The following is a 20,483-nucleotide window of genomic DNA, read 5'->3' as shown; positions in this document are numbered from 1 at the left end:
GCGCCGCGTAATGCGCCCGCGCCGCCTCGCTAAAGCGGGATGGGTCGACGGAGAACTCGTTCCAGAAACGGTCGAGGTAGATGCGCTCGCGCCCCGCCACCAGGCGTTCCGCGTCCGGCCCCTGGAAGGAGAAGTGCCAGAGTGCGCGGCTGCGGATGATCTCCTCCCAGGGGCCGATGCCGGGGAGCGGCGCGTCCATGATGGCGAAGCGGGTGATCCGCTGCGGGTATTGCGCCGCCAGCGCATAGCCGACCATGTTGCCGATGTCGTGGGTGACGAGCGCGGCCCGGGCAATGCCGAGGGCATCGAGCAGCCCGGCCATGTCCTGCCCCTGGGTCTTCTTGTCGTAGCCGTCGGCCGGCCGCTCGGACAGGCCCATGCCACGCAGGTCGGGGATGACGAGCCGATGCCGGGCGGCGAGCTCCGCCGCGAGCGGCGCCCACATGTCGCCGGTCTCGCCATAGCCGTGCAGCAGCAGCACGGCCGGCCCCTGGCCGCCGGTGCGCACGTGCAGGGTGGTGCCGTTGGTGGGGATGGCCCGGGTCGTGAAACCGGCGGGGAAGGCGAAGCGATGCTCTGGTGGTGGCATGCGGGTGCCTCGCGGGGCGGGAAGCGCCGGCGGTGCCTCTGCCGCCCCGATGGCCGGCATGATGGGCGTTCCCGCGCCATGCCGGCGATCACGAGGCGCATGTCCCGGCCGGTCCCGCGCCCGCCAGGCGCATTGCGCCCCTGGCCGCCTCGCCCTATCGGCGCCGCATGACCCAGCCCGCCGCCCCGCACCCGCTCCTCCGCCTGCTGCCGCGCCACGACCAGCGGGTGAAGGCCGGCCACCCCTGGGCCTTCTCCAACGAGATCGCCATGACCCCGGCGGCGAAGGCCCTGCCGCCCGGCAGCCCGGTGCGGCTGGAGGGCGACGACGGCTGGCACCACGGCACCTGGAGCTTCAACCCGCACAGCCTGATCGCCGCCCGGCGGCTGGACCGCGACCCCGGCGCGGCGATCGACCTGGACTGGGCGAAGCGTCGGCTCGGCGCGGCGCTGGCGCTGCGCGAGCAGCTCTACGACACGCCCTACTACCGGCTGGTCCATGCCGAGGCCGATGGCCTGCCCGGCCTCGTGATCGACCGCTATGGCGACGCGCTGGCGCTGCAGGCCAATACCGCGGGGATGGAGACGCTGACCCCGCTGCTGGTCGAGGCGCTGCGCGACCTGCTCTCGCCCCGCCTCATCATCGGCCGCAACGACGCCGCGGTGCGGACGCTGGAGGGCCTGGCCGAGAGCGTCGCGCCGCTGTTCGGCGAGGACGCCACGGCGCGGGTCGAGGAGGGGGCCTCGGCTTCTCCGTCGACCTGCTGGGCGGGCAGAAGACCGGCTGGTTCTACGACCAGCGGGAGAACCGCGACCGCGTCGCGCGCCTGGCTCGCGGCGCCACGGTGCTGGACGCCTTCTGCCATACCGGCGGCTTCGGCCTGCGCTGCGCCGCGGCCGGGGCGGCGCGGGTCACGCTGCTCGACCGCAGCGCGCATGCGCTGGATCTGGCGATGCAGACCGCGGCGGCGAACGGCCTGGCCGGGCGCGTCGAGGCGCAGAAGGCCGAGGCGCTGGAGGCGCTGGAGCGGATGGGCGCCGCGGGGACGAGGTTCGACGTCGTCGTCGCCGACCCGCCGGCCTTCGCCAAGGCGCGCAAGGACCAGCCCCAGGCGCTGCGCGGCTACGGCAAGCTGGCCCGGCTGGTGGCGCAGCTGGTGGCGCCGGGCGGGTTCCTCTTCATCGCCTCCTGCTCGCACCATGTCGCGCCGGGCGACTTCGCCGATGCGGTGATCTGGGGCATCGGCAAGGCCCGCCGCGATGCCAAGCTGCTGTTCCAGGGCGGCGCCGGGCCGGACCACCCGGTGCATCCGGCGCTGCCAGAGAGCGCCTATCTCAAGGGCCTGCTGTTCCAGCTGGCATGAGCGCGCTGGAGCGGGCCTATCGCCGCAGCACCTACGAGGCCGCCGGCGCCGTTGCACGCATCGGCCGGCGCAGCGTCGCCATCGACGCCTGGCTGGCGCGGGTCGGGGCGCGGCAGGGCGGCTTCGTCGGCGCCTGGAACCCGTTCAGCCGGCCCATGCCGCGCGGCTGGAACGTCCGCATGCTGGCCCGCCTGCGGAAGGCTGCGCGGCGGCTGCCGCAGGCCGAAGGCAGCGGCGGCGACCGGCGCTGGCGCGAGCGGCATCTGCTGCTCGCCGGCGACCCCAGGCGCCTCGCCATGCTCGGCCGGCGGTTCCGGCAGAACGCGATCGTCACGGTCCGCCGCGGCGCGCCCGCCCGGCTGGTGCTGCTCCGCCCTGCGCCATAGGCTTCGCCCAAAGCATCCTTGGGGGAGACGCCATGCCGAAGCTCGACCGCGTCGAGGCCGGCCATTACCGCATCCCGCTGCCGGAGGTGCTGACCGACAGCACCCATGGCGCGATGGCGGATTTCGAGCTGGTCACCTGCCGCGTCACCGATGCCGAGGGCGCCGAGGGAGTCGGCTATACCTACACCGTCGGCCGCAATGGCGGGGCGGTGCACCACATCCTCGCGCGCGAGATCGCCGAACTCGCCGCCGGGCAGGACGCCGACCGGATCGAGGCGCTGTGGCAGCATGTCTGGTGGGGACTGCACTACGGCGGCCGCGGCGGGCCGGCGGTCCTGGCGCAATCCGCCTTCGACATCGCGCTCTGGGACCTCAAGGCGAAGCGGGCGGGGACGGCGCTCTGGCGGCTGCTCGGCGGGCATGACCCGCTTGTGCCCTGCTATGCCGGCGGGATCGACCTCGAGCTCTCGGCGGCCGAGCTGATCGCGCAGACCGAGGGCAACCTGGCGCGCGGCTTCCGCGCCATCAAGATGAAGGTCGGCAGGCCGAGGCTGGCGGAGGATGTGGCCAAGCTCGCCGCCATGCGGGCGCATCTCGGCGAGGACTTCCCGCTGATGGTGGACGCCAACATGCGCTGGACTGCGGACGCCGCGATCCGCGCCGCCCGCGCCTTCGCCCCGCACGACCCCTATTGGCTCGAGGAGCCGGTGCAGCCCGAGGACGTCGCCGGACATGCCCGCGTGCTGCGGGAGGGCGGGGTGCCGGTCGCCTCCGGCGAGAACCTCCGCAGCCTCTGGGACTTCCAGGCGCTGATCGCTGCCGGCGGGGTGAGCTTCCCCGAGCCCGACGTGACGAATTGCGGCGGTGTCACCGCCTTCATGAAGATCACCCACCTGGCCGAGGCCTTCCACCTGCCGGTCACCAGCCATGGCGCGCACGACGTGACGGTGCAGCTGCTGGCCGCCTGCCCGAACCGCTCCTACCTGGAAGCCCATGGCTTCGGCCTCGACCGCTACATCGCCGACCCCCTGCGGATCGAGGAGGGCATGGCCGTTGCGCCGGACCGGCCGGGCCATGGCATCGGCTTCGACTGGACGGGGCTGGAGAAGGTCCGCGCCTGAGGCATGATGCCGCATCGCCCGGGGAGCACCGCATGTCCGACGACCTGATCCGCCTGACCGCGACCGAGGCCGTCGCCCGCCTCCGGCGCCGCGAGGTCTCGCCGCTCGAGCTGGTGGAGGCCGCCGCGGCGCGCATCGCCGCGGTGGAGCCGGCGGTGAACGCGCTGCCGACCCTCTGCCTCGACCGCGCCCGCGACCATGCGCGGCGGATCATGGCCGGGGAGGGGGCGGAGAAGGCCGGGCAGCCCGGCTGGCTCGGCGGCCTTCCCGTTTCCATCAAGGACCTGACCGACGTCGCCGGGGTGCGGACCACCTATGGCTCGCCGATCTTCAAGGACCATGTGCCGACGACGTCGCACCCGGTGGTGCAGCGGATCGAGGCGCTCGGCGGCATCGTCATCGGCAAGTCGAACACGCCGGAATTCGGCGCCGGCGGCTCCACCTTCAACGAGGTCTTCGGCCGCACCCGCAACCCCTGGAACACGTCGCTCACCTGCGGCGGCAGCACCGGCGGCGGCGCGGTCAGCCTGGCGACCGGCGAGGCCTGGCTGGCCCAGGGCACCGACCATGCCGGCAGCCTGCGCCGGCCCGGCACCTATTGCAGCGTGGTCGGCATTCGGCCGAGCCCCGGGCGGGTGACACGGGGGAGCGTGAACAACCTCTTCTCGCCCCTGTCGGTGCAAGGGCCGATGGCGCGCAACATCCTCGACCTGGCGCTCTTCCTCGACACCATGGCCAGCTGGGACCCGACTGATCCGCTGACCTACGACGCTCCAGCGGTGCCTTATGCCGAGGCGGTCCGCGCCACCGGCGCCTGGCGCCCGCGCGTCGCCTTCACGCTCGACTACGGCGGGGCGCTGGCGGTTGACCGCGAGACAAGGGCGATCTGCGAGGCCGCCATCGGCCGCTTCGCCGAGCTCGGCTGCGTGGTGGAGGAAGCCTCGCCCGAACTCGGCGAGCTGGCCGAGGCGCTGCTGGTGCTGCGCAGCCAGCATTTCGTGGTGGACCGCGAGATCCAGCTGCGCGACCGGCGCGACCTGCTGAAGCCGGACATCGTCTGGAACACCGAGCGTGGGTTGGCAGCGACGCCGAGCCAGCTCGCCTGGGCGGACCGGGAACGCGCCCGCTTCTACCGCGAGATGGCCCGGATCTTCGGCCGCTTCGACGTCTTCGTCACGCCCTCGGCGCCGACGCCGGCCTTCGATGTCATGCTGCGCGCGCCGGAGAGCATCGCCGGCCGCAAGCTCGACAACTACATGGGCGGCTCGATGCTGAACGCCACCATGACGCTGGCCGGCAGCCCGGCCGTCGCCGTCCCCTGCGGCTTCGACCAGCACGGCCGCCCCGTGGGGCTGCAGGTCGCGGCGCCGCCGCGGCGGGAGGAGGTGGCGCTGCGGGCCGCGGCGCTGTTCGAGCAGGCGAGCGGGCTCGACCGGCTGCTGCCGATCGACCCGCGCCCCGGGGTGGTGCCGCCGCCGGAGGCGTGATGCTGCCGCCCGGTGCAAGCCGGGCCGCCGGCCCCACATATGGGCGGCGCAGCGGAAAGGAATCCGGCATGGCCAGGATCCACTACAGGATCGTCCAGCACGATGGCGGCTGGGCTTACAAGCTCGGCGACGTCTTCTCCGAATCCTTCGCCACGCGCTCGGCGGCACTGGCCGCGGCGCATCGCGTGGCCCAGGAACAGCACGTGCCCGGCAATGCGTCCTATATCGAGTTCCAGGACGAGGCCGGCCAATGGCACACCGAATTCTCGGCCGGCGACGACCGGCCGGAGGCGGATGTGGAGGGCTGAGCCGCCGCCCGCCTCACGCCGCCTTCAGGTGCTCCTTCAGCCGCGGCATCAGCTCGACCAGGTTGCAGGGGCGGTGCCGGGCATCGAGCTGGTAGAGCAGGATGTCGTCCCAGGCATCCTTGCAGGCGCCGGTGCTGCCCGGCAGGGCGAACAGGTAGGTGCCGTCGGCGACCCCGCCGAGCGCGCGGGACTGCATCGTGCTGGTGCCGATCTTCTGGTAGCTCAGCATGCGGAAGAGCTCGCCGAAGCCCTCGATCTCCTTCTCCAGCACCCGCTTGAAGGCCTCCGGCGTCACGTCGCGGCCGGTGATGCCGGTCCCCCCGTGGTGATGCCGCAATCGATCGCCGGGTCGGCGATCCAGCGCTGCAGCACCGCCTCGATGACGTCGGCCTCGTCCTTGACGATCTCCCGCGCGACGCAGCGATGGCCGGCCGCCTCGATCCGCTCCTGCAGGGTCTGGCCGGACCGGTCGGAGGCGAGGTCGCGGCTGTCGGAGACGGTCAGCACGGCGATGTTGACCGGGACGAAGGGCAGGCTCGGGTCGATCGGCATCTCGTGGCTCCCACGGCGAGGCCCCTATGTCGCCCCTCCGGCCGGCGGAATCCACCCCTCCGCCACACCAGGGGCTGCCCATCCGGCCCGCGCATCCTCTACAATGGCGTTAGCAGTGCGGGGTGGATCCGATGGTTGACACAGTGGATGCCGCCCTCGATGGCGCAATGGATGCTGCCCTGGGCGAGGCCTCGCCCCCGGCACCCGCCGAGGCCGCCGGCCCGCCCGGCGTGCTGGAAGGGCATATCCTCACCCTGCGGGACGCGCTGGCCACCGCCACGGCGGCGGCCGCCGAGGCAAGGCGGCTGGCCGAGCAGCGCGGCGAGGCGCTGGAGGCGCTGGCGCTGCGGCACGAGCAGGCCCTGGCGGAGCAGGCAACGACCCTGGCCGGGCGCGATGCCCTTCTGGCCGCGACGGCCGAGGCGCTGCGCGATGCCCGGGCATCGCTGCTCGCCCTGGGCAACCGGCGGAGCTGGGAGATCGTCGCCCATGCGGCACAGCTGAACGAGGCGGTGCAGGGCACCCAGGCGGCGAGGGCCGAGCTGGCTGCGGCGACCCTGCGGTTCCAGACCGCGGCGCAGGCCATTGTAGCCAAGACGGACGCCGAGGCGGCGGCGCTGCGGGAGCAGGTCGAGGCGGCCGGCCGGGACCGCGACGCGGCGCGCGATGCGCTGGCCCGCTGGCGGCGCGGCGGCCGGCTGGCCCGCATGCTGCGGGGCTTCCTCGGCTAGGCGGCCGCGGCCGTCTCAGTGCAGCGGGCGTCCCCGCTGGCGGAGCATGGCGACCACATCCGCCGTCTCGCTGAAGCGCGGAAAGCCACCGGCCGCGAGCTGGTCGAGGCTCGGCGCCGGCAGGCCGAGGCGGGAGGCGTAGATCCAGGAATAGGTCAGCACCTGCTGCACGAAGCCGCGGGTCTCGTCGAAGGGGATGGCCTCGACGAAGAGGAAGGGATCGTCCCGGTGGCCATGCGCCGGCAGCCACTTCAGCAGGTTGCCCGGCCCGGCATTGTAGGCCGCGAGGAGCCGGATCAGGTTGCCGTCCACCCCGTCATGCCGCGCGAGGTGGTGCAGGTAGCGCTGGCCGAGCTCGAGCGAATAGGCCGGGTCGTGCAGCCGCTGCGCCCCTCCGCCTGCAGCGAGGGGTCGCGCGCCAGGTAGCTGGCGGTCGCCGGCATGATCTGCATCAGCCCGCGCGCCCCGGCCGGCGACACGGCGCCGGCATCGAAGCGGCTTTCCTGCAGGGCCAGGGCATAGAGCAGCGCCGGGTCGACCCGGTAGCCGCCCTGCGGCAGCAGCTTCGGCACGGGGAAGCGGGCGAAGTCGCGCGGCCTGCCATCCTCGGCCTGGGACGCCGCGGCGAGCTGCGCCGTCAGGCCGGGGAGACTGGCCTGGGAGGCGACGACCAGCATGGCCCGCACCAGCCCCGGATTGCGCTGCGCCTGGCCCCAGAGCTGGCGAAGCTCGGCCTCGGCCCGCGCCAACTGGCCGATCTGCAGCAGGGCCAGCGCCCGCCAGCCGCCCGCGGTCTCGGCGACCGCGGCCGCCTCGGCCTCCCCGGCCAGCTCGCCTTCCCAGGCGAAGCCGGCACCCAGCCCAAGGCTGCGCCGGGCGACCAGGCCGTAGAAGGTCCGCGGCTCCTGCGCCGCCTGCAGCATCCAGGCGACGTAGAGCTGCGGCCTGCGGGCGCGGACCGCGGCACGGGCGGTCCAGAACGCGGCGGCGGCGCGCAGCGCGGGGGCCGCCTGGTCGTTGCGGGCGGCGCGTTCGAAAAAGGGCAGGGCGGTGTCGTAATGGCCGAGCCCCCAGGCCGCGAGCCCGGCCGCAAAGGCGGCGAGGCCACTCGGCTCGCCGGCGCGGGCGGCCTCGGCGGCGATGCGTAGCGCGTCCCCGTCCTGCCCGGCGCGGAACAGGCCGATGGCGAGATCGGCGCGCAGCAGCCCGGCATAGGCCGGGCCGAGACCCTTGGCGCGGGTGATGAGGCCGAGGGCGGCGCCGGCATTGCCCTCCCGCGCCCGGTCGCGCACGGCGCGGTCGAGGGCGGGGTTGCGGGTGACGCTGGCGAGGCTTGGGGCGCGGTCCTCGGGCGCCAGGGCGGCCTCGGGCGAGAGCGGCTCGGGCGGCGCCGGCGGGGCGGGCAGGGCGGCGCCGCGGGGCAGCAGGCGGCCGAGCAGGTCGTGCAACCGCAGCGCTTCCGGGTGGTCGGCATAGTGCGCCAGCCAGGACTGCACCTCGGGGGCCGAGGGCGAGGCCTCGGGCCGCAGGTAGCGGTCGGCCAGGACATGGCCCATGAGCCGGCGGTCGTCGAGGCGACCGGCCTCGCGCGCCGCCGCGGCCAGCTCGCCGCGCGACTGCAGGTCGAAGACGCGTCTCAGCCGGGTGGCGTCGGACGGGACCAACACCTGCGGCAGGCCGGGAATCCCGCCGGAGGTGGCGGGCCGGGGGACGCTCATGGCAGTCTGGTCAGTGGCCCTTTGCGCCGCGGCGGGCCTGGACGGCCCGGTCATCAGCGCCGTCCCCCACAGGACCCCGACAAGCAGGGGGCGAAGGGAACTGCGGGCCATGGGGCCGACGGCGGGCATGGCCCGTTCCCGTTAGCGGTGGAGGCTGTCCGGGCGCAACCCGGAAAATCTCACTGTGGCAGAAAGAACCCGTGTGGTCCTCAATGTCAGTCGCTTACGGTTTGTTGACCGATAGAGGAAGCGGCGGGCGCGGCGCTACTGAGCCGACAGGCTGCGCTGCAGCAACAGGAGATCGGCCCAGGCGTCTCGCTTTGCCGCAGGGTTTCGCAAAAGGTAGGCTGGATGCAGCGTCGCTAGGGCAGGCAATGTTTGGCCGTCGTCCATCGTTACTTCGTGCCAACGGCCGCGCAGTCGGGTGATCCCCTCCTTCGAGCGCAGCAGCGCCTTGGCCGCGACGCCGCCCAGCAGCACCAGGTGCCGCGGCTTCGCCAGCACGATGTGGCGCAGCACGAAGGCAGGAAGAGCCCGATCTCCGCATCCGTCGGCGTGCGGTTCCCCGGCGGGCGGAAGGGCAGGATGTTGGTGATGTAGAAGCCGGTCTCCCGGTGCAGCCCGATGGAGCCCAGCATCCGGTCGAGCAATTGGCCGGAGACGCCGACGAAGGGCCTCCCCAGCCGGTCCTCGTCGCCGCCCGGCGCCTCGCCGATCAGCATCAGCCCGCTCTCCGGGGCGCCATCGGCGAAGACCAGGTTGGTCGCGGTCTCGCGCAGCGGGCTCGCATCGAAGCCGGCCATCGCCGCGCGCAGCGCCGGCAGGCTGTCCGCCTGCGCCGCCAGCGCCGCCGCCCGTGTGGCGCCGGGCGGCGGGGCGAGGCGGGCGGGGAGGGCGCGGGCCGGCGCCTCCCGGCCGCCTTTCGCCGGCATGCCCGGGATGGCCGGGGCGGCGGGAGGCAGGGCGGGGGCCACGGCACGCGGCACCGTGCGGTCGATCGGCGCCGCCGCCAGCGCTTCCTCCGCCCCCAGTCGATCTGCAGCCGGAGGGCCGCCAGCAGCGCCTCCTGCGTCATGGCCTCCAGCATGCTGCCCGCCTTTCCTCATCCCCGTATCGGCCGGCCGCGGGGTTCCGCGCAAGCAGGAGCGACGCTACATGCGGGGGCAGACCAGGAGGAGCCAGGCATGTCCGGCGCTGAACAACGCGAGGCGATGGAATTCGATGTGCTCATCGTCGGAGGCGGGCCGGCGGGCCTCGCCGCGGCGATCCGCCTCAAACAGGTCGCGCCCGAGGCATCGGTCTGCCTGGTGGAGAAGGGCAGCGAGATCGGCGCGCATATCCTCTCGGGCGCGGTGCTCGAGCCGCGCGCGCTCGACGAGCTGATCCCCGACTGGCGCGACGACCCGCCGGCGCTCGCGACGCCGGCGACCGACGACAAGTTCATGCTGCTGACGGCGACGCGCGCGATCAAGTTGCCGACCCCGCCGCAGATGAACAACCACGGCAACTACATCGTCTCGCTCGGCAATGTCTGCCGCTGGCTCGGCGCCAAGGCCGAGGCGCTGGGCGTCGAGATCTACCCGGGCTTCGCGGCCTCCGAGACGATCATCGAGGACGGGCAGGTCAAGGGTGTCGTCGCCGGTGTCGCCGGGATCCAGAAGGACGGCACCAAGGGCCCGAACTACGAGCCGGGCATGGAGCTGCGCGCCACCTACACGCTGTTTGCCGAGGGCTGCCGCGGCTCGCTGACCAAGAAGCTGCAGGAGCGCTACAACCTGCGTGACGGCGTCGCGCCGCAGACCTATGCGCTCGGCATGAAGAAGCTCTGGGAGATCCCGAAGGAGCGCCACACGCCGGGCCTGGTCTGGCACTCCACCGGCTGGCCGGTGCCCTCCGACACCTATGGCGGCTCCTGGCTCTACATGCTGGGCGAGAACCTGGTGAGCATCGGCTTCGTCGTCGGGCTCGACTACCCGAACCCCTGGCTTTCGCCCTTCGACGAGTTCCAGCGCTTCAAGACCCACCCCGAAGTGGCGAAGATGCTGGAGGGCGGCAAGCGCATCGCCTATGGCGCGCGGGCGCTGAACGAGGGCGGCATCCAGGCGATCCCGAAGCTGGTCTTCCCGGGCGGCATGCTGATCGGCGACACCGCCGGCTTCCTCAACGTGCCGAAGATCAAGGGCACGCATACCAGCATGAAGTCCGGCATGGTGGCGGCGGATGCCGTCGCCGCGGCGCTTGCCGGCGAGGACCGGCCCGCGGTGCTCGAGAGCTACCCGGCGGCGCTGAAGGCGAGCTGGGTCTGGGCGGAGCTTGCCGCCGTCCGCAACATCCGCCCGGGCTTCGCCAAGTTCGGGCTCTGGGGTGGGCTGGTGAATGCCGGGCTCGACACCTACCTGTTCCGCGGCAAGGCGCCCTGGACCTGGGGCCACCACCAGGACCACGAGACGCTGAAGAAGGCGTCCGAGGCGAAGCGCATCGACTACCCGAAGCCCGACGGCAAGCTGAGCTTCGACCGGCTGTCCTCGGTGTTCCTCTCGAACACCAACCACGAGGAGGACCAGCCGGCCCATCTGAGGCTGAAGGACCCGGGCGCCTGGAAGGGCGTGAACTGGGACCAGTTCCGGAGCCCGGAAAGCCGCTACTGCCCGGCAGCGGTGTATGAGGCGGTGGGGCCGGAGGCGGAGCGCGAAGCTGCGCGGCACGCCGGATGCCGAGGCGGCCGGCCCGGGCGCCGAGGTCGAGGCCGGCGGGGCCGGGGCGCGGCTGGTGATCAACGCGCAGAACTGCGTGCACTGCAAGACCTGCGACATCAAGGATCCTGGCCAGAACATCGACTGGACCACGCCGCAGGGCGGCGGCGGGCCGAATCACATCGGCGGGATGTAATCGTCGGCGTGGCGCATCGCTGGTGCGCCACGATCGCTCTTTTTGCTTGAGCAGTACAGTCACGCTTGGTTAACGGCTTCGTGTTGCTTGTTTACCTTTTCGTGGAAGGACTGAGCGGACCTTTCTCGTCATTTCTCTCCTGACCGGCGCGCCGCGACTGCAGCGGCCCGCGCCCCGGGGAGACCAGTCGACGTGAATCTGAACATCCTGCTGCGTGGGCAATCGAACGCCATCATCCTCGGCGACAAGACCCTGGGTGGCGGTGCCGTGGCGGCCCTGGTCGCCGAGTGTGCAGCAGCTCCTCGGCTTCGACGGGGTCAACGACACCGTCACGCTGCGCTTCGAATGGCAGTCCGCCACCGGCGCGAATACCGCGGTCGGCGGCACCGCGCTGATCGGCGACTGGCTGACGCCGGTCGATGCCAATGGCCAGACCAGCTGGCAGACCGGCACGCTGGAACAGGGGCTGCTGACCTACATCGCCAACCTGCCTGCGGCGACCAAGGCCGATCCGACCATCGTGCTGTGGCTGCACAACGAGTACGACAGCAACAATGCCAGCCTGACCGCAGCCACCTGGGAAAGCGCGGTGCGCTACGACGCGTCCCTGGTGCGGGCGGCCTTCGGCAGCAACGTCCCCTATGTCTTCGTCGAGCCCATCCCCTATGTCGTCGGTACCGATGCCGGGGCGCAGGCGATCCGCGTCGGCATGACCAACCTGGCCGCCGATGCCAGCTTCAACGCCCATCTGACGGCGGAGAACGACGACCTCGACATGAATGCCGTGGTGTTCGGCGCCGGCGGGCACATGAACACGGCCGATGCGGCGATCGTCGCCGACCGCGCCGCCCGCAGCATCGCCGAGGCCTTCGCCGCCTATGCCAAGCCCGGCTCGCCGGCGGCCGCCAACATCGACGACAGCGGGCCGCTCGCGGTCCAGGCGCTGCAGACCGGCCTGCGCGAGCTCACCGTCTCGGTGCAGTTCGATGCCGCGACCAGCCTCAAGCCGCTCGATGCCGATGCGGCGACCGGGCTCGGCTGGTGGGTCACCGGCGGCAGCGGGGTGGTCGATGCCGCCAGCGTGACGCTCGGGGCCAACAACACGCTGGTCATCACCTTCAAGGCCGACCTGCCGGCCGGCGGCAAGCTGTTCTACGGCTATGGCAATGCCAAGCTGGCGGATGCCAATGGCCTCGCGCATGGCAACGCGATCTACGACGACCAGGGCCTGCCGATGCATGCGCCGGTGCTGGGCCTGACCATCGACGCCGCCCCGGTGGTGCCGGGCGTGGTGCTGCCCGGCACCGACGGTCGCGACACCATCGTCGCCGGGCCGAACGGCGATACCGTGGTCGGCGGCAAGGGCGACGACTACCTGGTGGCCGGCGCCGGCGCCGACGTCTTCGTCTTCTCGGTGGGCGACGGGCAGGACTGGATCGACGGCTTCGCCCAGGGCAGCGACCATATCCGCTTCGACGGCGGCGTCACCGCGGGCTCGATCCTCACCCAGGCGCTGACGATCCAGGGGTTTCCGGCACGGCCATCTACTACGGCACCGGGGGCGACGCGGTCTTCCTTGCCCGAGTCGATGCGCTGAAGCCGGGCGACCTGGTCTTCACCCCGCCGCCGGTGGGCGCGGGCCAGCTGATCCTCGGCACCCAGAACGACGACGCCTTCGGCGCCGGCAATGGCGGCGACACCATCGTCGGCGGTCCCGGCAACGACTACATGGTCGGCGGCGCCGGCAAGGACGTCTTCGGCTTCGTCCCCGGTGACGGGCCGGATTGGGTGGCCAATCTCGCCTCCGGCAGCGACACGCTGCTGTTCGGCGGCGGGCTGACCGCGGCCAACATCACCACGGCGCCGATGACCCTGGCGGGCGTGAGCGGCCTCGGCGTGAAGTACGGCCCGGGCGTCGCGGACGTGGTCTTCCTCGAGGCGGTCACCAGCCTGGCGGCGGGCGACATCACCTTCGGCACGGTGCCCACGGTGACGGCGGACGCACCGGCCTTCCTGACCGGCACCTCCGGCCCGGATCTCGCTCGCCGGCGGCGAGGCGAACGACACGCTGCTCGGGCTCGGCGGCCACGACACGCTGCTCGGCGGCGGCGGCGACGACGTGATCTACGCCTATGCCAATGACAGCATCAACGGCGGCGCCGGGCGCGACGTGCTCTACATGGTGGACGACACGCCGGCCAACCTGGCGATCGACGTCATGAAGATCGAGTACGTCGCCGCCGGCTTCGGCAACGACACGATCAACGGCGCCGGACAGACCCGGGCGATCGAGGTCTATGCCAGCGGCGGCGACGACAGCGTCGTCGGCGGCAGCGGCAATGACTGGCTCTGGGGCAGCGTCGGCAACGATACCCTGATCGGCAATGCCGGCGACGACGTCATCGTCGGCGACCTCGGCGCCGACAGCCTCTCGGGCGGCGCCGGCAACGACCGGATGTATGTCGACGCCCAGGACACCATCGATGGCGGCGACGGCTTCGACGCCGCCTACATCATCGGCGGCACCGGGATGGCGATCAACCTTGCCACCACCCACATGGAGTGGGTGACCGATTTCGTCGCCGGCAACGACACGCTGGATGCCTCCGGCACCACCACCGGCGTCGAGCTTTATGCCGGCGGCGGCAACGACCTGCTCACGGGCGGCAGCGGCGCCGACCTGATCTTCGCCGGGGAGGGCGCGGACACGCTGATCGGCGGCGACGGCGACGACGGGCTGATCGGCGAGGGCGGCGCCGACAGCATCTCGGGCGGCGCCGGCAACGACCGCATCTATGCCGACACCACCGATACGGTGGATGGCGGCGACGGCTACGACATCATGTACATGGTGACCGACGCGGTCCTCACCGTCGACCTCGGCGCCATCCATGTGGAATGGCTCTTCGCCGGTGCGGGCAATGACAGCGTCACCTCCTCCACCGCGACGCCGATCCAGGTCTATGCCAATGGCGGCAACGACACGCTGTCGGGCGGTGGCGGCAACGATACGCTCTGGGGCGGCGACGGCGACGACAGCATCGCCGGCAATGCCGGCAGCGACACCCTGGTGGGCGGGGCCGGCGCCGACACGCTGGCCGGCGGCGCCGGGGATGACGGGCTGTTCGGCGGCGATGGCGCCGATGTCTTCGTGCTGGGGACCGGCTGGGGCAACGACACGATCTTCGACTGGCAGGATGGCAGCGACCTGATCGATGTCCGCGCGCTGGCGGCATCCGGCCTGCACGACGTCACCGGCCTCACCATCACGGCGAACGGGACCGCCGCGGTGGTCGGCTATGCCGGCAACACGCTGATCATCACCGGCGCCGGGGGCTGATCACCGCGGCCGACTTCCTCTTCGCCTGAGGCGACCGGCGGGGCGCGCCACGCCCCGCCGGCTTGCCTATTCGACCGTGGCGCCGGAGATCCGCACCAGCTCCGCCGTCCGGGTGATCTCCGACCGCTGGAAGTCGGCGAACTCTTCCGCCGTGCTGCCGACCGCGTCGTAGCCCAGCTCCGCCATGCGGTCCCGCATCGCCGGGACCCGCATGGCCGCCTGGATCGCCTCCGACAGCCGTGCCACCGCCGGCGCCGGCGTGCCGGCCGGGGCGAAGACCCCGAGCCAGCTGGTGAAGACGAAGCCCGGCACCTGCTCGGTGATCGCCGGCACCTCCGCGAGCTGCGGCGCGCGCTCCTTGCGCGTGATGCCGAGCGCGCGGACCTGGCCGGCGCGGACCTGCTGAATGCTCTCGACCACCGGGGCGAAGATCAGGTCGACGCGGCCGGAAACGAGGTCCGCCATGGCCGGCGCGCCGCCGCGATAATGCACCTGGGTGAAGCGCACCCCGGTCTCGTGCTCGAACAGCACCGCGGCGAAATGCTGCGAGCTGCCGAGCCCGCCGGTCCCGGCATTCAGCCCGCCCGGCTTCGTTCTGGCCAGCGCGATCAGCTCCGTCACGCTTCGCGCCTGGACCGAGGGATGCACGACCAGCAGGCTGTGGCTCAGCGCCACCAGGGAGACCGCGGAGAAGTCCCTCGCCACGTGGAAGGGCAGGCTGCGGTACAGCGATTGGTTCACCGTGCATGGGTGCCCATCGAGGCCATGACCAGCGTGTAGCCGTCCGGCGCGGCACGGGCCGCCGCCTCGGTCGCCACTATTGCCGCCGGCGCCGGTGCGGTTCTCCACGAGCACCTGCTGGCCGAGCGCCGGAGTGATCGCCTGGGCCACGATACGGGCGGTGGTGTCGGTGCTGCCGCCCGCGGCGAAGCCGACCAGCATGCGGAGCGGCCGGTCGGGGTTCCAGCCCTGCGCGGCGGCGGCGCGGGGCAGCAAGGGCAGGGCGGCCAGGCCCGGCAGCAGTGTTCTGCGGTGCATCTCGTTCCCTCCGGGCGGGGTCTTGGCGCCTCGCCTGCCGCAGCCTAGCCGAGGCGCGCGGCGAATTTCTCCCCTTGTCCTGCGCCGCGCCGGCCGGGATGGTGCTGGCGTTGCGGGAGGAATCAGCGATGACCGACGAAGCCGCCTTCGAGGCCGCCCTAAGGGCCGACGGGTTCCAGGAGGTGGTGCGCCGCGCCGCCTCGCCCGGCCAGCCGTTGGGCGAGCATGTCCATGACTGGGACGTTCGCGGCCTGGTGCTGGCCGGCCGCTTCACCGTCTCGGCCGGGTCCGAGGTGCAGGATTGCGGCCCGGGCGAGGTCTTCACCCTGACCGCCGGCCGCCATCACACCGAGGCCGCCGGCCCGGAAGGTGCCGAATTGCTGGTCGGCCGCCGTCACAAGGCGGGCTGAACATGCCGGCAGCGGCGGCGCTGATCGAGGCGGCGCGGGCGCTCGATGCGCTCGGCTTCATGCCGTCGAAATCCGGCAACCTTTCGCTCCGCACCGCGCGCGGCTACCTGATAACCCCGGCGGCGCTGCCCTATGCCGAGACCACCGAGTCCGACCTGGTGGAGCTTGACCTCGCCGGCGAGGTCCTCGCCGGACATCGCCGCCCCTCCTCCGAATGGCGGCTGCATGCGGCGATCTACGCGGCACGGCCCGAAGCCGGCGCGGTGGTGCATACCCACAGCCCCTTTGCCACCGCGCTGTCCTGCGCCCGGCAAGGGCTGCCGCCCTTCCACTACATGATCGCGCTCGGCGGCGGCGGCGACATCCGCTGCTCGGGCTACGCGACCTTCGGCACCGAGGAGCTTCGCTGTGGCCTGCATCGCCGCGCTGGAGGGGCGGAAGGCGGCCTTGCTGGCGAATCACGGGGCCGTCGCCTTCGGCAGCACGCTTGCCGGCGCCCGCACCCTGGCGATGGAGGTCGAGAACCTCGCCCGGCAATATCTTGCGCTCGCGCCGCGGGCCTGGAGCCGGTCCTGCTGGACGTGGCGGAGTTGGCCGCGGTCTTCGCCCAATCGGCGGCTACGGGCGGCTCGGCTGAGGCGCTGGCGCCGATCCAGGACCGTCACGTTGCGCATTGCCACACTGTGGCGCCAAAACATCGGCTGACCGTGGCGCGCCGCCATGGCGGCTGCTAGCCTGCCGGGATGCAGTTTCCGGGACCCTCGCCGCGGCTTGCCCTTCTCGCCGCCGCGCTTCTGTCCGCCTGCGCCGCCGGCGGGGCACCGGGGGAGCGCGGGCCGCGCAGCGGCGCCGGCATCCCCATCACCGGGGCCTTCGGGGCCTATCTGACCGGCCGCGCTTCGCCGCGGCCGAGACGGATACCGAAACCGCCGCCGACGCCATGCTGGCGGCGCCGAAGGCCGATCCCGACCAGCCGGAGGTGCTGAACCGCGCCTTTCTCGCGGCGCTGCTGGATGGCCGCCCGGACGCCCAGCGGCCTGGCCCGCAGGCTGCCCGACAACCCGGCCGCCAGCATGCTGCTGGCCGGCACCGACGTGCAGGCCGGCCGCTGGGACAAGGCGGAGCAGCGGGTCCGCGCGCTCGGCCGCGGCGGCCCGGTGCAGGTGCTGCAGCCGGCGCTGCTGGCCTGGATCCAGCTCGGCCGCGGGCAGCCCGACCAGGCGCTGGCCATCCTGCGGCCGCTCGCCGAGCAGAACTGGCTGCGCGCGCTGAACGCGCTGCATGCCGGGCTGATCGCCGACATGCGCCAATCGCCCGCGGGAGGCCGAGCGCTTCGCCCACATGGCGCTGGCCGACCAGCCGCAGCCCTCCTGGCGGCTCGCGGTGCTCTCGGCCGGCATCCTGCAGCGCGCCGGCAAGCCGCAGGACGCGCAGCGCCTGCTGGAGCAGATGCTGGACAGCGGCGACGACGCCGCGCTGGCCGCCACCCCTTCGAATCGCCGCGCCCTGCTGGCCAGCCGCGGCGTCGCCTCTCCGGCGGATGGCTGGGCGGCTAAGCCTATGTCGCGCTGGCCTCGGCGCTGCGGGCGCAGGGGCTCGACCGATTTCGCCCTGGTCCTCGCGCAGCTCTCGCTCCGCCTACGGCCGGGCTTCGCCCCGGCCCTGGTGCTGACCGCCGATGCGCTGGCCGACCAGGGGCATGACGACCAGGCGCTGGCGATGCTCGGCCGCATCGCGGCGGACGACCCGCTGGCCCCGGTGATCAGGCTGCGCCGCGCCGTGCTGCTCGACAAGCTGGACCGGACCGATGAGGCCGTGGCGCAGCTGCGCCAGCTGGCCGAGAGCTATCCCTCGATGCCGCAGGCCTCGGCCCGGCTGGGCGACATGCTGCGCCGGCGCAGCCGCTTCGCCGAGGCCGCCACCGCCTATGACCAGGCCCTGGCACGCAGCGGCTCGCCGCCTGGGACGCTCGGCGCGCGACTGGCCGCTGCTCTATGCGCGCGGCATCGCCCGCGAGCGCTCCGGCGACGGCGCGCGGGCCGAGGCGGATTTCCTCCGCGCGCTCGGAGCTCTCGCCCGAGCAACCCTATGTGCTGAACTATCTCGGCTATACCTGGGCCGAGCAGGGCAAGAACCTCGACCGTGCCAAGGCGATGCTGCTGCGCGCGACCGAGTTGCGGCCGCAGGACGGCAACATCGCCGACAGCCTGGGCTGGGTGCTGTTCCGCCTCGGCGACCTGCCCGGCGCCGTCACCTGGCTGGAGAAGGCGGTCGAGCTCGAATCGCGCAACAGCGTGGTGAACGACCATCTCGGGGACGCCTATTGGGCGATCGGCCGGCAGCGCGAGGCAGCGATTTCAGTGGCGGCGCGCCGCGACGCTGGAGCCGGAGCCGGAGGATCTCGTGAAGATCGAGGCCAAGCTGCGCGACGGCCTTCCCGGCTACCCCGCCAGCACCGCCCAGCGCTAGGGGACGATGCGGATGCTGCGCGAGGCAGCCCCGGCCAAGGTCAACCTCTACCTGCACGTCACCGGACGGCGGGCCGATGGCTATCACCTGCTGGACAGCCTCGGCAGTCTTCGGCCCGGCCGCCGATGCCGCTGGCCCTGGCCCCGGCGGACGACCTCTCCCTGTCCCTGGACGGCCCGTTCGGCGCGGCGCTGGATGCCGAGCCGGACAACCTGGTGCTGCGCGCGCGCGCGGGCCTGGCGAACGCCGCCGGAGTGCCGGCGCGGGCGGCGCTTGGGTTGACCAAGCGGCTGCCGGTCGCCTCCGGCATCGGCGGCAGCTCGGCCGATGCGGCGGCCGCGCTGCGGGGGCTGGACCGGCTCTGGGAGCTGGGGCTTGGGGAAGTTCGGCTGGCGGCGATCGCCGCGCCGCTCGGCGCCGACATTCCGGTCTGCGTCGCCTCCCGCCCCGCCCGCATGGGCGGCGTGGGGAGCTGCTCTGGCCGCCCCGGCGATCCCCGATTGCGGCCTGTTGCTGGTGAACCTCGGAGTCGCCCCTGGCGACGCCGGCGGTGTTCAAGGCTCGCGCCGCCGGCTTTACCCCGCCGGCCGCATTGCCCGGCACCTGGCCGGACGCCGCCGCCATGGCGGCCGACCTGACGGCGCTGCGGAACGACCTGGAAGCACCGGCGATCGCGCTCTGCCCCCGGTCGCCGAGGTGCTGGCGGCACTGCGCCTGCTGCCCGGCTGCCTGCTGGCGCGGATGAGCGGATCAGGCGCGACCTGCTTCGGCCTCTTTGCCGATGCGGCCGCGGCGCGCGCGGCGGCGATGCGGCTGCCCGGGACGTGGTGGCGTGACGCAGGGGGCTTTACGGCGGGGCCGTCTGACCCCTATTCACCGGTCCCGCGACGGTGGGGCGTCGCCAAGTGGTAAGGCAGCGGTTTTGGTACCGCCATTCCCAGGTTCGAATCCTGGCGCCCCAGCCAAGCTTCACGACAATCGCGTTTTCTGCCGGTGCCTGCAGGCGCCAGCGCCGGGCGCCGCGGCCGTCTGGGCCGCGGGCGGGAACGTCGTACGGGCCGGTATCAGGCCGGCTTGCCGAGCCGCCGGCGGCCGCTGACCCAGGCTTCCTGGGCGCTCGGGAAGGTCTGCTGCGACTGCTGCACCACGATCTGCGTGGTCTCCTCGACGATCATCCACATCCACCGGCCGGGCGGCAGCATCTGGCGCTGCACCTTGACCTCGTAGCTACGGGGGTTGCTGGGGGCGATGGCGGGGCCGTTCTTGCCGATGACGCTGGCTGACATTCGTCCGTAGCTTACAGTTGGAGGGGATGGCGTACCGCCACCTTTCGGTGTGGCTGCAGAGGGAAGTATCACGCAAATGCGAGTCTCCGAAGGTGTCCGGACAGATCGTTGCGCGGTCGTCCGACCTGCTTGGTCTTTTCTGTCGCGTTGCGGGCAGCTTGGCTAGGGCCGCAAGGCCGTCTTATGCCGCAGCATGTAATGCCTTGGGGAAATCCATGCACAAGATGCTGACCAGTCCGCCAGGCCCGCGTCACCGGCATCCCGAGCGGCAGCCCCCGCGTCGCCCGGGCAGGCTCCACCGTCCGGCGGCCGGAACCGCAAGCCGGCTGGTCGGCAGGTTGATTTGCCGGACTTCCCGCCCGCTGCTTGGATGCCGGCATGGGTGACGGGACTCCGATGACGAAGCCGCCGGCCGAGCCGCCAGCCCGGCCCGGCCGGATCGAGGCGCTGGCCCTGGCGCGCGCGGCGCAGGGCCGGACCTGGTCATTGCCGTGGTCGGCGCGGTCGGCTCCGGCACCTCCTCGGTCGCCCGGGTGCTGGCCCGGCTGCTCGCCCGCGGCGGGGCCGCGACCGTTGCCATCCGCGCGCGCGACGTGCTGGAACGCGCCGCGCCCGGCGACTGGGCCGCGGCAGGGGCGGAGCCGCCGATCCGCCGCTTCACCGCGCTGCAGGCGATCGGCAGCCGGCTGCGGCACGAGAACGACAACGCCTTCGTCGCCGCCGGCATGATCGCCGGCATCCACGCCGCCCGCGCCATGGCGCCGGGGCCGGTCATCGCCATCTGCGACGCGCTGCG

At 72.7% G+C, this 20,483-nt stretch carries 19 protein-coding genes, 1 tRNA gene and 6 pseudogenes; 18 read left to right on the top strand and 8 right to left on the bottom strand.

What is annotated here, in order from left to right:
• Positions 1–16: 16 nt before the first annotated feature.
• Positions 17–445: pseudogene (locus ACQ86J_RS05970) on the bottom strand (alpha/beta fold hydrolase); the annotation flags it as partial.
• 311 nt (positions 446–756) lie between these two features.
• On the opposite strand from ACQ86J_RS05970, the pseudogene ACQ86J_RS05965 reads away from it, so the two are divergent.
• The 7 genes and pseudogenes from ACQ86J_RS05965 to ACQ86J_RS05935 form a co-directional block, all read left to right on the top strand.
• A pseudogene (locus tag ACQ86J_RS05965) lies at positions 757–924 on the top strand (RlmI/RlmK family 23S rRNA methyltransferase); the annotation flags it as partial.
• Positions 921–1,739: pseudogene (locus ACQ86J_RS05960) on the top strand (class I SAM-dependent methyltransferase); the annotation flags it as partial. The pseudogenes ACQ86J_RS05965 and ACQ86J_RS05960, both read left to right, overlap by 4 nt.
• 78 nt (positions 1,740–1,817) lie before the next feature.
• Positions 1,818–1,952 (top strand): hypothetical protein, encoded by a 135-nt coding sequence (locus ACQ86J_RS05955; protein WP_431272803.1) that lies wholly within the window; start codon positions 1,818–1,820, stop codon positions 1,950–1,952.
• On the top strand, positions 1,949–2,338 hold the full coding sequence (locus ACQ86J_RS05950) for a DUF3293 domain-containing protein (RefSeq protein ID WP_431270395.1): 390 nt from the start codon (positions 1,949–1,951) through the stop codon (positions 2,336–2,338). Before ACQ86J_RS05955 ends, ACQ86J_RS05950 begins: the two co-directional genes overlap by 4 nt.
• Positions 2,339–2,370: 32 nt before the next feature.
• Positions 2,371–3,459 carry a mandelate racemase/muconate lactonizing enzyme family protein gene (locus ACQ86J_RS05945; RefSeq protein ID WP_431270394.1) on the top strand — a complete coding sequence of 363 codons (1,089 nt, stop codon included), beginning with the start codon at positions 2,371–2,373 and terminating at the stop codon, positions 3,457–3,459.
• Positions 3,460–3,491: 32 nt separating this feature from the next.
• Complete coding sequence (locus tag ACQ86J_RS05940; protein ID WP_431270393.1) at positions 3,492–4,946, top strand: amidase; 1,455 nt, start codon at positions 3,492–3,494, stop codon at positions 4,944–4,946.
• A 68-nt stretch (positions 4,947–5,014) separates the two neighbouring features.
• The gene (locus ACQ86J_RS05935; RefSeq protein WP_431270392.1) at positions 5,015–5,254 is read left to right on the top strand and encodes a DUF2188 domain-containing protein; all 240 of its coding nucleotides are present in this window, start codon (positions 5,015–5,017) and stop codon (positions 5,252–5,254) included.
• Between the two features lie 13 nt (positions 5,255–5,267).
• Here the strand turns inward: ACQ86J_RS05935 and moaB are convergent.
• Positions 5,268–5,806: pseudogene (moaB, locus tag ACQ86J_RS05930) on the bottom strand (molybdenum cofactor biosynthesis protein B).
• 131 nt (positions 5,807–5,937) lie between these two features.
• Between moaB and ACQ86J_RS05925 the strand changes: the two are divergent.
• Complete coding sequence (locus ACQ86J_RS05925) at positions 5,938–6,537, top strand: hypothetical protein (protein ID WP_431270391.1); 600 nt, start codon at positions 5,938–5,940, stop codon at positions 6,535–6,537.
• A 15-nt stretch (positions 6,538–6,552) separates the two neighbouring features.
• Here ACQ86J_RS05925 and ACQ86J_RS05920 read toward each other — a convergent pair whose 3' ends face one another.
• From ACQ86J_RS05920 to ACQ86J_RS05905, 4 genes are all read right to left on the bottom strand, one after another.
• The gene (locus ACQ86J_RS05920; protein ID WP_431272310.1) at positions 6,553–6,876 is read right to left on the bottom strand and encodes a hypothetical protein; all 324 of its coding nucleotides are present in this window, start codon (positions 6,874–6,876) and stop codon (positions 6,553–6,555) included.
• Positions 6,834–8,255 (bottom strand): transglycosylase SLT domain-containing protein, encoded by a 1,422-nt coding sequence (locus ACQ86J_RS05915; RefSeq protein ID WP_431270390.1) that lies wholly within the window; start codon positions 8,253–8,255, stop codon positions 6,834–6,836. Before ACQ86J_RS05915 ends, ACQ86J_RS05920 begins: the two co-directional genes overlap by 43 nt.
• A gap of 264 nt (positions 8,256–8,519) precedes the next feature.
• A complete protein-coding gene (locus ACQ86J_RS05910; protein ID WP_431270389.1) occupies positions 8,520–8,735 on the bottom strand; it encodes a uracil-DNA glycosylase family protein in 216 nt (71 codons plus the stop codon).
• Positions 8,651–9,361, bottom strand: coding sequence for a uracil-DNA glycosylase (locus tag ACQ86J_RS05905; protein ID WP_431270388.1), 711 nt, complete (start codon positions 9,359–9,361; stop codon positions 8,651–8,653). The genes ACQ86J_RS05910 and ACQ86J_RS05905 overlap by 85 nt, the downstream gene beginning before the upstream one ends.
• 105 nt (positions 9,362–9,466) lie before the next feature.
• Here ACQ86J_RS05905 and ACQ86J_RS05900 point away from each other — a divergent pair.
• The 4 genes and pseudogenes from ACQ86J_RS05900 (at position 9,467) to ACQ86J_RS05885 (ending at position 14,484) form a co-directional block, all read left to right on the top strand.
• A pseudogene (locus tag ACQ86J_RS05900) lies at positions 9,467–11,144 on the top strand (4Fe-4S dicluster domain-containing protein).
• 289 nt (positions 11,145–11,433) lie between these two features.
• Entirely contained in the window at positions 11,434–12,741 is a 1,308-nt protein-coding gene (locus ACQ86J_RS05895) for a hypothetical protein (protein ID WP_431270387.1), read from the top strand.
• Positions 12,742–12,773: 32 nt separating this feature from the next.
• Positions 12,774–13,286 (top strand): hypothetical protein, encoded by a 513-nt coding sequence (locus ACQ86J_RS05890; protein ID WP_431270386.1) that lies wholly within the window; start codon positions 12,774–12,776, stop codon positions 13,284–13,286.
• Positions 13,180–14,484 carry a calcium-binding protein gene (locus ACQ86J_RS05885; protein ID WP_431272309.1) on the top strand — a complete coding sequence of 435 codons (1,305 nt, stop codon included), beginning with the start codon at positions 13,180–13,182 and terminating at the stop codon, positions 14,482–14,484. The genes ACQ86J_RS05890 and ACQ86J_RS05885 overlap by 107 nt, the downstream gene beginning before the upstream one ends.
• Positions 14,485–14,550: 66 nt before the next feature.
• On the opposite strand, the gene ACQ86J_RS05880 is transcribed toward ACQ86J_RS05885, so the two are convergent.
• Positions 14,551–15,522 carry a Bug family tripartite tricarboxylate transporter substrate binding protein gene (locus tag ACQ86J_RS05880; RefSeq protein WP_431270385.1) on the bottom strand — a complete coding sequence of 324 codons (972 nt, stop codon included), beginning with the start codon at positions 15,520–15,522 and terminating at the stop codon, positions 14,551–14,553.
• A gap of 128 nt (positions 15,523–15,650) precedes the next feature.
• Here ACQ86J_RS05880 and ACQ86J_RS05875 point away from each other — a divergent pair, with 128 nt between their 5' ends.
• The 6 genes and pseudogenes from ACQ86J_RS05875 (at position 15,651) to ACQ86J_RS05850 (ending at position 19,366) form a co-directional block, all read left to right on the top strand.
• Positions 15,651–15,932 carry a cupin domain-containing protein gene (locus tag ACQ86J_RS05875; protein ID WP_431270384.1) on the top strand — a complete coding sequence of 94 codons (282 nt, stop codon included), beginning with the start codon at positions 15,651–15,653 and terminating at the stop codon, positions 15,930–15,932.
• A 2-nt stretch (positions 15,933–15,934) separates the two neighbouring features.
• Positions 15,935–16,666: a class II aldolase/adducin family protein gene (locus tag ACQ86J_RS05870; RefSeq protein WP_431270383.1), complete on the top strand. Its 732-nt coding sequence runs from the start codon at positions 15,935–15,937 to the stop codon at positions 16,664–16,666.
• A 279-nt stretch (positions 16,667–16,945) separates the two neighbouring features.
• On the top strand, positions 16,946–17,488 hold the full coding sequence (locus ACQ86J_RS05865; RefSeq protein WP_431270382.1) for a hypothetical protein: 543 nt from the start codon (positions 16,946–16,948) through the stop codon (positions 17,486–17,488).
• The gene (locus ACQ86J_RS05860) at positions 17,382–18,029 is read left to right on the top strand and encodes a tetratricopeptide repeat protein (protein ID WP_431270381.1); all 648 of its coding nucleotides are present in this window, start codon (positions 17,382–17,384) and stop codon (positions 18,027–18,029) included. The genes ACQ86J_RS05865 and ACQ86J_RS05860 overlap by 107 nt, the downstream gene beginning before the upstream one ends.
• A 378-nt stretch (positions 18,030–18,407) precedes the next feature.
• Positions 18,408–19,313, top strand: a pseudogene (locus ACQ86J_RS05855) (4-(cytidine 5'-diphospho)-2-C-methyl-D-erythritol kinase).
• Positions 19,293–19,366: transfer RNA gene (locus ACQ86J_RS05850), tRNA-OTHER, on the top strand. Before ACQ86J_RS05855 ends, ACQ86J_RS05850 begins: the two are co-directional and overlap by 21 nt.
• 99 nt (positions 19,367–19,465) lie before the next feature.
• Here ACQ86J_RS05850 and ACQ86J_RS05845 read toward each other — a convergent pair.
• Entirely contained in the window at positions 19,466–19,687 is a 222-nt protein-coding gene (locus ACQ86J_RS05845; RefSeq protein WP_431270380.1) for a hypothetical protein, read from the bottom strand.
• Positions 19,688–20,483: the final 796 nt, after the last annotated feature.

The organism is Dankookia sp. P2, from assembly GCF_050632255.1.
Taxonomy (GTDB): Bacteria; Pseudomonadota; Alphaproteobacteria; order Acetobacterales; family Acetobacteraceae; genus Paracraurococcus.
The sequence above is the reverse complement of the archived record's forward strand: the minus strand, read 5'-3'. Positions and strand labels throughout refer to the sequence as shown.